We start from the raw sequence: 7,840 nt of genomic DNA on the forward strand, positions 1-7,840 counted from the left end.
ACCCTTATGTATTTATTTACCACAAAAAGGTAGAGTCTAATCTCGACTCTACCTATTTTGTACAATTTATATTTAACAATAATTTTATGATAGGGCTTTTTCTCTCTTAAGATTTCCTGATTCGTCGATTATTTTTTCCGATAAATGTTGTGGTACTTCACCATAGCTTTCGAGTTCCATTTCAAAAGCTCCTCGTCCTTGAGTCATAGATCTGAGGTCTATAGCATATTTAAATGTTTCTGCTTGTGGTGCAAGTGCAAATATAATTTGCTTGCCTTTTCCATCTGGCTCCATACCTAGAATTTTACCTCTTCTCTTGTTTATATCTCCCATAACATCACCCATATAATCATCCGGAACCATAATCTTAAGCTTCATAATTGGCTCAAGCAGTATAGGATTAGCTTCTTCTATTCCCTTTTTAAATGCTACACTTGCAGCCATTTTAAACGCCATTTCTGATGAATCTACATCGTGATAAGACCCATCGTATAGAACAGCTTTTATATTTGTTACTGGAAATCCTCCTAATATACCTTTCGACATAGATTCTCTTAATCCTTTTTCTACTGCAGGAACATATTGTTTTGGAACTGATCCTCCAAATAATTCCTCAGAGAAATCAAAATCTTTATCTGATCTAGAAAATCTTATCTTGACATCACCGTACTGTCCATGGCCGCCAGATTGCTTTTTATATTTACCTTGCACATCTGCGCTACCTTTAATGGTTTCTTTATAAGGAACTTTTAAATCATTTAGAGCTACATCCACTCCAAACTTATCCTTCATTCTATTTTTAATCGTTTTTATATGTAATTCACCTTGGCCACCAAGTAGAGACTGTCTTGTATCTACATTTCTATACCAATGAAGCGTTGGATCCTCTTCAACAAGTTTATTTAGGATTATTCCAACTTTATCTTCATCGCCTTTATTCTTAGTCTCTACAGCGTAGTATATCTGTGGTTTTGGAAACTCTATGTCATCTTGTAAATCTGCATTTTTATTTGTAGAAAGTGAGTCACCTGTCTTCAAAGAGTCAACTTTCGTAACTACTACTATATCCCCACTCTTTGCTTTCTCTACATTTATAAGTTCTCCATTTTTTAATGTATAAAGGCCTGCTAGTCTTTCTTTGCTTTTTTTATTCAAATTATAAAACTCAGTGTCTTTATTTATCTCGCCATCTACAACTTTTATATAAGACATCTTTCCTACAAAGGGATCCATTAATGTCTTAAATACAAATCCATTAAATCCTTTTTTCTTATCACCAATTTTTGGTTCTAAAAAATCAGTGATGGTCTCTAATATTTCTTTTGTACCTATATTGCTTATAGTAGATCCACAAATTACTGGAATTATATCTCCTCTTTGTATTCCTGTTATAATTCCTTTCTGAATTTCTTCTTTAGTTAGCTCTTCACCACTGAAATACTTGTCTAGTATTTCATCGTCAGTTTCAGCTATTAACTCCATTAATGCTTCTCTTACGCTAATAGCTTGCTCTTTAAAGTCACCCTCTAAATCATCTACATTTTCAAATACATTGTAAAGTTTAACAAACTCTTTATCCTTGTATATAGGTATTATCATTGGTACTATTTTGTTGTTGTATTTATCTCTAAGCATTTCTATAGCATCTTTATATCTAGCTTTTTCGTTATCTATTTTATTTATAAACATTATCTTAGGCATATTTTCTGTTAACTCTAACGATTTTTCTGTACCAACTTGAATTGGTGAAGTCGCGTCAATTACTATTATAGAGGCGTCACTCGCGCTAAGAGCTGAGATAACGTCTCCGTTAAAGTCAAAATACCCTGGTGTGTCTAATAAATTAAACTTATAGTCGTTGTACTCAATCGGCCTTAACGACATGTGGTAAGTCATGTTCGCTTTGTCTGTCAGCTTTGGTATCTTGTTTGTATTTGCTGTGTAAGATATTGTTTCAATAAGATTAGTCTTACCGCATCCACTATGTCCAAGTACTGCTACATTTCTCAACTTGTTGCTCTCATAGACTTTCATATAAGCACCCACCTTTAATTATGTATTTTGTTTTTTGCCTATGTTTATATCCAAAAATTTTTGGAATTTTTAGATAACATAACACTTAGTTAAGATACTTCTACATGTATATGCTCTATTCCTTCATTTTATATATATAAATTCTAACTTACACTTAAATTGTTAAACGACACATCGTTTTTAGACTAGCGTGCTTTATTATAGCTTTAAGTCATAAAAAGATGCCAGGAAATAAATTTTCCTGGCATCTTAAAATTCTATATAAATAAATCTATCTAAAAAATATTATCTACTGTACCTATGCTTCTTCAGAACTATCCTCAGCAGCACTCATCATCATAAGAAGTTGCTTATCAACTACAATATCATTTTGACCTACTTTTATAGACTTAATTACTCCATCAGCTTTAGCAACTATATTAGTCTCCATCTTCATAGCTTCAATAACTATTAGAGGTTGGTTAGCTGTAACTACATCTCCTTCGTTTACAAGTATCTTTACTACTTTACCTGGTATACTTGCTCCTACTTGAAGAGGGTCACTCATATCAGCTTTTTCGATGTTTGCGACTTGACCAGTATAGTTATTGTCTTTAATCTCAACTTCTCTAAACATTCCGTTAAGCTCAAAACCTATCGTTCTCATTCCATCTTCTTTAACATCGCCAATCTCAACTAGTCTTATTGTTAAAACTTTTCCTTCTTCTATTTCAACTTCACACTCTTCGTTTTTATTTAGTCCGTAGAAGAATACGTCACTTTCAAGTTTTGAAATATCATTGTACTCTTGTAGATGATCTATATAATCCTCATATACTTTTGGATATAATGCGTAACTTAAAATATTTCTAATATTAGCATCCATATTGTATTTATCATCTAAGTGCTCTTTTATTTTATCAAAGTCTTCATCTGGTAATAGTGATCCCGGTCTATCAGTAATTGCCTCTTCGCCTTTAAGAACAACATCAGAAAGATCTTTTGGAATTCCACCCTCTGGTTGACCTATCATACCTTTACAGAAATCAACTACAGAATCTGGGAATGCCAAATTTTTACCTTCTTCTATTATATTATCTTTTGTAAGTTTGTTCTTAGTCATAAATATGGCTAAATCTCCAACTACTTTAGAAGATGGTGTAACTTTTATTATATCTCCAACTACTTCGTTTGCTACTTTGTAGTTAGCTTTTACTTCATCAAATCTATTTACTAGACCTAAACTATCAGCTTGTGGCTTAAGGTTAGTGTATTGCCCACCTGGTATTTCATAGTTGTATATTTCTGCATATGAAGTAGTTAAATCACTTTCAAATTTTCCATATACTTTTCTTAAATCTTTGTAATACATGCTAAGTTCATCATACCCATAAAGACCTATATTTGTATCTCTTTCTGTATTTTTAAGAGCTTCAACTATTGCATTTAATGATGGTTGACTTGTAATACCAGCCACAGACTCTAATGCAGCATCTATAATATCTACTCCAGCTTCAGAAGCCATTAAGCAAGTAGCAACACCATTTCCACTTGTATCATGAGTGTGTAGATGTATTGGAGTTTTAACATTTCTCTTAAGCTCTTTTATTAGCATATATGCTGAGTATGGTTTAAGAAGACCTGACATGTCTTTAATAGCTATTATATCTGCTCCAAGACTTTCAAGCTCTTGTGCCATTCTTATATAGTACTCCATATTGTATTTAGTCTTAGTTTTATCAAGTACATCACCAGTATAGCATATAGCTGCCTCAGCAATTTTACCTGTTTCAAGAGCTGTCTCAAGTGATGGTTTTATATTTTCTATCCAGTTAAGTGAATCGAATATTCTAAATACATCAATCCCTTGTTTAGCTGATTCTTTAGTAAATTCCGCTATTAGATTATCTGGGTAGTTTTTGTATCCAACACCGTTTGATGCTCTAAGCAACATTTGGAACATTATGCTTGGTATTTCTTCTCTTAATTTTTGAAGTCTTCTCCATGGAGACTCTTTAAGGAATCTATAAGCAACGTCATAAGTTGCACCTCCCCACATCTCTAACGAGAAAAGATCTTTCATATATTTCTCAGTCGCAGGCGCAGCCTGAACTAAGTCATAAGTTCTAAGTCTTGTAGCAAGCAGTGATTGATGTGCATCCCTCATAGTTGTATCAGTTAGAAGTATTTTCTTATCATTTTTTATCTTTTCTAAATACTTTTCTTTTCCTAATTCATAGAATAAATCTCTACTTCCTACTGTTTGTATAGCAGGCTTTTCAATTCTTGGTTCATGAAGTGCATCAAAATATGGTTTTTCTTTACATGCATTATCATTAACAACTACATCACCAATAAATTGAAGTAATTTCGTACCCCTATCTCTACTCTCTCTTATATCAAACAACTCTGGATTTTCATCGATAAATTTAGTACTACATTGGCCTTTCAGGAATTTATCGTTGTTCAATACATTTATTAAGAAACCTATATTAGTTTTAACGCCTCTAACTCTAAATTCTCTTATAGATCTTAAAGTTTTGCTTACAGCTCCCTTAAACGTTCTATCCCACGATATAGTCTTTACTAGTAAACTATCGTAGTGAGGGCTTATATTGGCTCCTGTGAACCCATTTCCGCCATCTAATCTTATACCAAATCCAGATCCAGTTCTATATACTTGTATTTTTCCTGTGTCAGGCATAAATTGATTTTTAGGATCTTCTGTAGTTATTCTACATTGTATAGAATAACCCCTTACTTCTATACTGTCTTGTGATTTTATATCTATCTCATCACTGTCTAGAGCATAACCTTGAGCAATGAGTATTTGGCTCTGAACTATATCAATTCCAGTTACCATCTCTGTTACTGTATGCTCAACCTGAACTCTAGTATTCATCTCTATAAAATAATGTGCTCCACTAGCATCTACCAAGAACTCTAATGTTCCTGCATTTTTGTAACCTACGTATTTAGCAAGTTTTACAGCATCTTCACAAATAGATTCTCTAATTTCTTTATCTAATGAGAATGCTGGAGCGTATTCTATAATTTTTTGGTGTCTTCTTTGAACTGAACAGTCTCTCTCATATAAGTGAACTACATTACCATACTCATCTCCTAGTATCTGTACTTCTATATGTTTTGGATCTGTTATATATTTTTCTATAAATATAATATCTTCTCCAAATGCTTTTCTAGATTCGCTACATGCTGTTTCGTATTCTAACTCAAGATCTTCTTCACGAGTTACAATTCTTATACCTCTACCGCCACCGCCGTTAGATGCTTTTATCATAACTGGGTAACCTATTTTTTTAGCGATCTCTTTTGCTTCATCAGTAGATTTTATCGCTTTATCTACACCTGGTATAGTTGGTACGCCAACTTCATGTGCTATTCTTTTAGAGTTTATTTTATCACCCATCTTATCCATGATTTTAGATGATGGTCCGATAAATGTAATTCCATTTTCTTCACATCTACGTGCAAACTCAGCATTTTCTGCTAAAAATCCATAACCAGGATGTATTGCATCTACTTTCTTTCTCTTTGCAAGATCTATTATTCCATCTATATCTAAATATGCATCAATAGGCCCTTTGTCTTCCCCTATTAGATACGATTCATCAGCTTTAGTTCTAAATAAACCGTATTTATCTTCCTTACTATATATACCAACACTTTTTATACCTAATTCAGAGCAAGCTCTAAATACTCTTATCGCAATTTCGCCTCTATTAGCAACTAATACTTTGTTAAATTTTTTAAGCATACGGCATTCTTCTCCTTTTAAAAATATATAATATAAAGAGTATAGACTAAATCACTTTATTTTTGAATACTTTTTTGCAACTTCCTTAATTAATAAGATAAATACGTATAAAGAAGTAACTTTCCACATGTAATATTCGATTTTACCATCTATTATTTAAGGTACTTTTGAGTTAAAATTCACACTTTATGTTACATATGAATCATCTTATATATAAATTTCTTCTTGTTAATCAACTTGTGATAGTAATCTTTTTAAAACATCTGTAAGCTTGATTAAACCTAAGTCAGTATGAGATATAGCAAGCACTGTTTTAACGCAATTTTCTGATAAATCAAATTTATATGATCTATATTTCATTATTGTATATTTGGGCATTATTTTTTCTAGACTTAATGTAAGCTTTTCAGTCGTATTCATATATATTTCAAACAATTCCTCTTCATCTTTACTTTTTTGTTCATTATTTTCTAAGTTCTCTTCTTTATTTAGAATTTTATCTAATTCTTCTATATTCACTTTTAATTTATAAGCTAGAACATCTTCTCTCTTAGTTGCTTTTGTCATATCTGTTTCTACTTCGAATACGCTATTTTCATTTATAGAAGTCTTTATTTCTTCGCTATCTACTACTTCCATTCCAATTATTGTGTACAATATTAAACCTCCCTTTAAATATCTCTAATTTTTTTATAGTGTCTATATTATTATTTAACTTTATTGTTTGTATCTCTTAGTTTTAATTTAAATAAAACAAAATCCTCTAGCAAATATTTACTAGAGGATGAATGGTGGGATTAACAGGGCTCGAACCTGTGACCCCCTGCTTGTAAGGCAGGTGCTCTCCCAGCTGAGCTATAATCCCTTACAATGTGTCTATTCTAAATTGTCTGTATGGTGCGCCCAAAGGGACTCGAACCCCTAACCTTCTGATTCGTAGTCAGACACTCTATCCAGTTGAGCTATAGGCGCAATATTGGAGGCGACACCCAGATTCGAACTGAGGATCAAGGAGTTGCAGTCCACTGCCTTACCACTTGGCTATGTCGCCGCCTTATAAAATACTATTAATCTGGTGATCTATCCGAGGATCGAACTCGGGACACCCTGATTAAGAGTCAGGTGCTCTACCAGCTGAGCTAATAGACCATATTTTTTGGGGTGGATAATGAGATTCGAACTCACGGCCTCCAGAGCCACAATCTGGCGCTCTAACCAACTGAGCTATACCCACCACAACTGGTCGAGGTGAAGGGACTCGAACCCCCGGCCCCATGGTCCCAAACCATGTGCGCTACCAAACTGCGCTACACCTCGAAATTGAATTAAATGTGGTGGACCATCAGGGACTCGAACCCCGGACCTACCGGTTATGAGCCGGGCGCTCTAACCAACTGAGCTAATGGTCCACATTTTATTGGTAGCGGTAACAGGAGTCGAACCTGTGACCTTTCGGGTATGAACCGAACGCTCTAGCCAACTAAGCTATACCGCCACATCTTTTGGTGCCCAAAGGCGGAATCGAACCACCGACACGGGGATTTTCAGTCCCCTGCTCTACCGACTGAGCTATTTGGGCTCTGGCGGAGAGGGTGGGATTCGAACCCACGGTGCCGTTAAGCATCACTGGTTTTCAAGACCAGCTCCTTAAACCACTCGGACACCTCTCCGTACTTTAATGGCAGGGGATGCAGGACTCGAACCTACGCATGCAGCAGTCAAAGTGCTGTGCCTTACCGACTTGGCGAATCCCCTATTTATTAAAATGGTGAGCGCACAGGGATTCGAACCCCGGACACACGCCTTAGAAGGGCGTTGCTCTATCCAGCTGAGCTATGCACCCACATTAATAATATGGAGCGGGAAACGAGATTCGAACTCGCGACTTCGACCTTGGCAAGGTCGCGCTCTACCACTGAACTATTCCCGCATATAAATAAAATGGTGCGGATGAAGGGAGTCGAACCCCCACGCCAAAGGCGCTAGATCCTAAGTCTAGTGCGTCTGCCAATTCCGCCACATCCGCATTTTATTTACTTGGTGGAGGAT

The 7,840-nt window shown here is 35.0% G+C and carries 3 protein-coding genes and 14 tRNA genes; all 17 read right to left on the reverse strand.

Annotated features, from left to right (window positions below):
- Positions 1 to 84: 84 nt before the first annotated feature.
- On the reverse strand, positions 85 to 2,034 hold the full coding sequence (locus tag KQI18_RS12825) for an elongation factor G (protein ID WP_216468344.1): 1,950 nt from the start codon (positions 2,032 to 2,034) through the stop codon (positions 85 to 87).
- Between the two features lie 298 nt (positions 2,035 to 2,332).
- The gene (locus KQI18_RS12830) at positions 2,333 to 5,791 is read right to left on the reverse strand and encodes a pyruvate carboxylase (protein ID WP_216468345.1); all 3,459 of its coding nucleotides are present in this window, start codon (positions 5,789 to 5,791) and stop codon (positions 2,333 to 2,335) included.
- 228 nt (positions 5,792 to 6,019) lie between these two features.
- Complete coding sequence (locus KQI18_RS12835; RefSeq protein ID WP_216468346.1) at positions 6,020 to 6,448, reverse strand: hypothetical protein; 429 nt, start codon at positions 6,446 to 6,448, stop codon at positions 6,020 to 6,022.
- A gap of 132 nt (positions 6,449 to 6,580) precedes the next feature.
- Positions 6,581 to 6,656 (reverse strand) — tRNA-Val (locus tag KQI18_RS12840).
- A 30-nt stretch (positions 6,657 to 6,686) separates the two neighbouring features.
- Positions 6,687 to 6,763 (reverse strand) — tRNA-Arg (locus KQI18_RS12845).
- 5 nt (positions 6,764 to 6,768) lie between these two features.
- A tRNA-Cys gene (locus tag KQI18_RS12850) sits at positions 6,769 to 6,842 on the reverse strand.
- A gap of 22 nt (positions 6,843 to 6,864) precedes the next feature.
- A tRNA-Lys gene (locus KQI18_RS12855) sits at positions 6,865 to 6,940 on the reverse strand.
- A gap of 8 nt (positions 6,941 to 6,948) precedes the next feature.
- Positions 6,949 to 7,025, reverse strand: a tRNA-His gene (locus KQI18_RS12860).
- A 6-nt stretch (positions 7,026 to 7,031) separates the two neighbouring features.
- Positions 7,032 to 7,108: transfer RNA gene (locus KQI18_RS12865), tRNA-Pro, on the reverse strand.
- A gap of 15 nt (positions 7,109 to 7,123) precedes the next feature.
- Positions 7,124 to 7,200, reverse strand: a tRNA-Ile gene (locus KQI18_RS12870).
- Positions 7,201 to 7,209: 9 nt separating this feature from the next.
- Positions 7,210 to 7,286: transfer RNA gene (locus tag KQI18_RS12875), tRNA-Met, on the reverse strand.
- 8 nt (positions 7,287 to 7,294) lie between these two features.
- Positions 7,295 to 7,370, reverse strand: a tRNA-Phe gene (locus KQI18_RS12880).
- Positions 7,371 to 7,372: 2 nt separating this feature from the next.
- Positions 7,373 to 7,461 (reverse strand) — tRNA-Ser (locus KQI18_RS12885).
- A gap of 9 nt (positions 7,462 to 7,470) precedes the next feature.
- Positions 7,471 to 7,546: transfer RNA gene (locus KQI18_RS12890), tRNA-Gln, on the reverse strand.
- A gap of 11 nt (positions 7,547 to 7,557) precedes the next feature.
- Positions 7,558 to 7,634: transfer RNA gene (locus KQI18_RS12895), tRNA-Arg, on the reverse strand.
- A 12-nt stretch (positions 7,635 to 7,646) separates the two neighbouring features.
- A tRNA-Gly gene (locus tag KQI18_RS12900) sits at positions 7,647 to 7,721 on the reverse strand.
- A 12-nt stretch (positions 7,722 to 7,733) separates the two neighbouring features.
- Positions 7,734 to 7,817: transfer RNA gene (locus tag KQI18_RS12905), tRNA-Leu, on the reverse strand.
- Positions 7,818 to 7,840: the final 23 nt, after the last annotated feature.

It is taken from the genome of Metaclostridioides mangenotii (genome assembly GCF_018917235.1).
Lineage (GTDB): Bacteria > Bacillota > Clostridia > Peptostreptococcales > Peptostreptococcaceae > Metaclostridioides.

Bases quoted from the DNA above. Each gene is read 5' to 3' on its own strand.
- KQI18_RS12830 (WP_216468345.1), bottom strand. From the start codon at position 5,791: ATGCTTAAAAAATTTAACAAAGTATTAGTTGCTAATAGAGGCGAAATT.
- KQI18_RS12825 (WP_216468344.1), bottom strand. From the start codon at position 2,034: ATGAAAGTCTATGAGAGCAACAAGTTGAGAAATGTAGCAGTACTTGGA.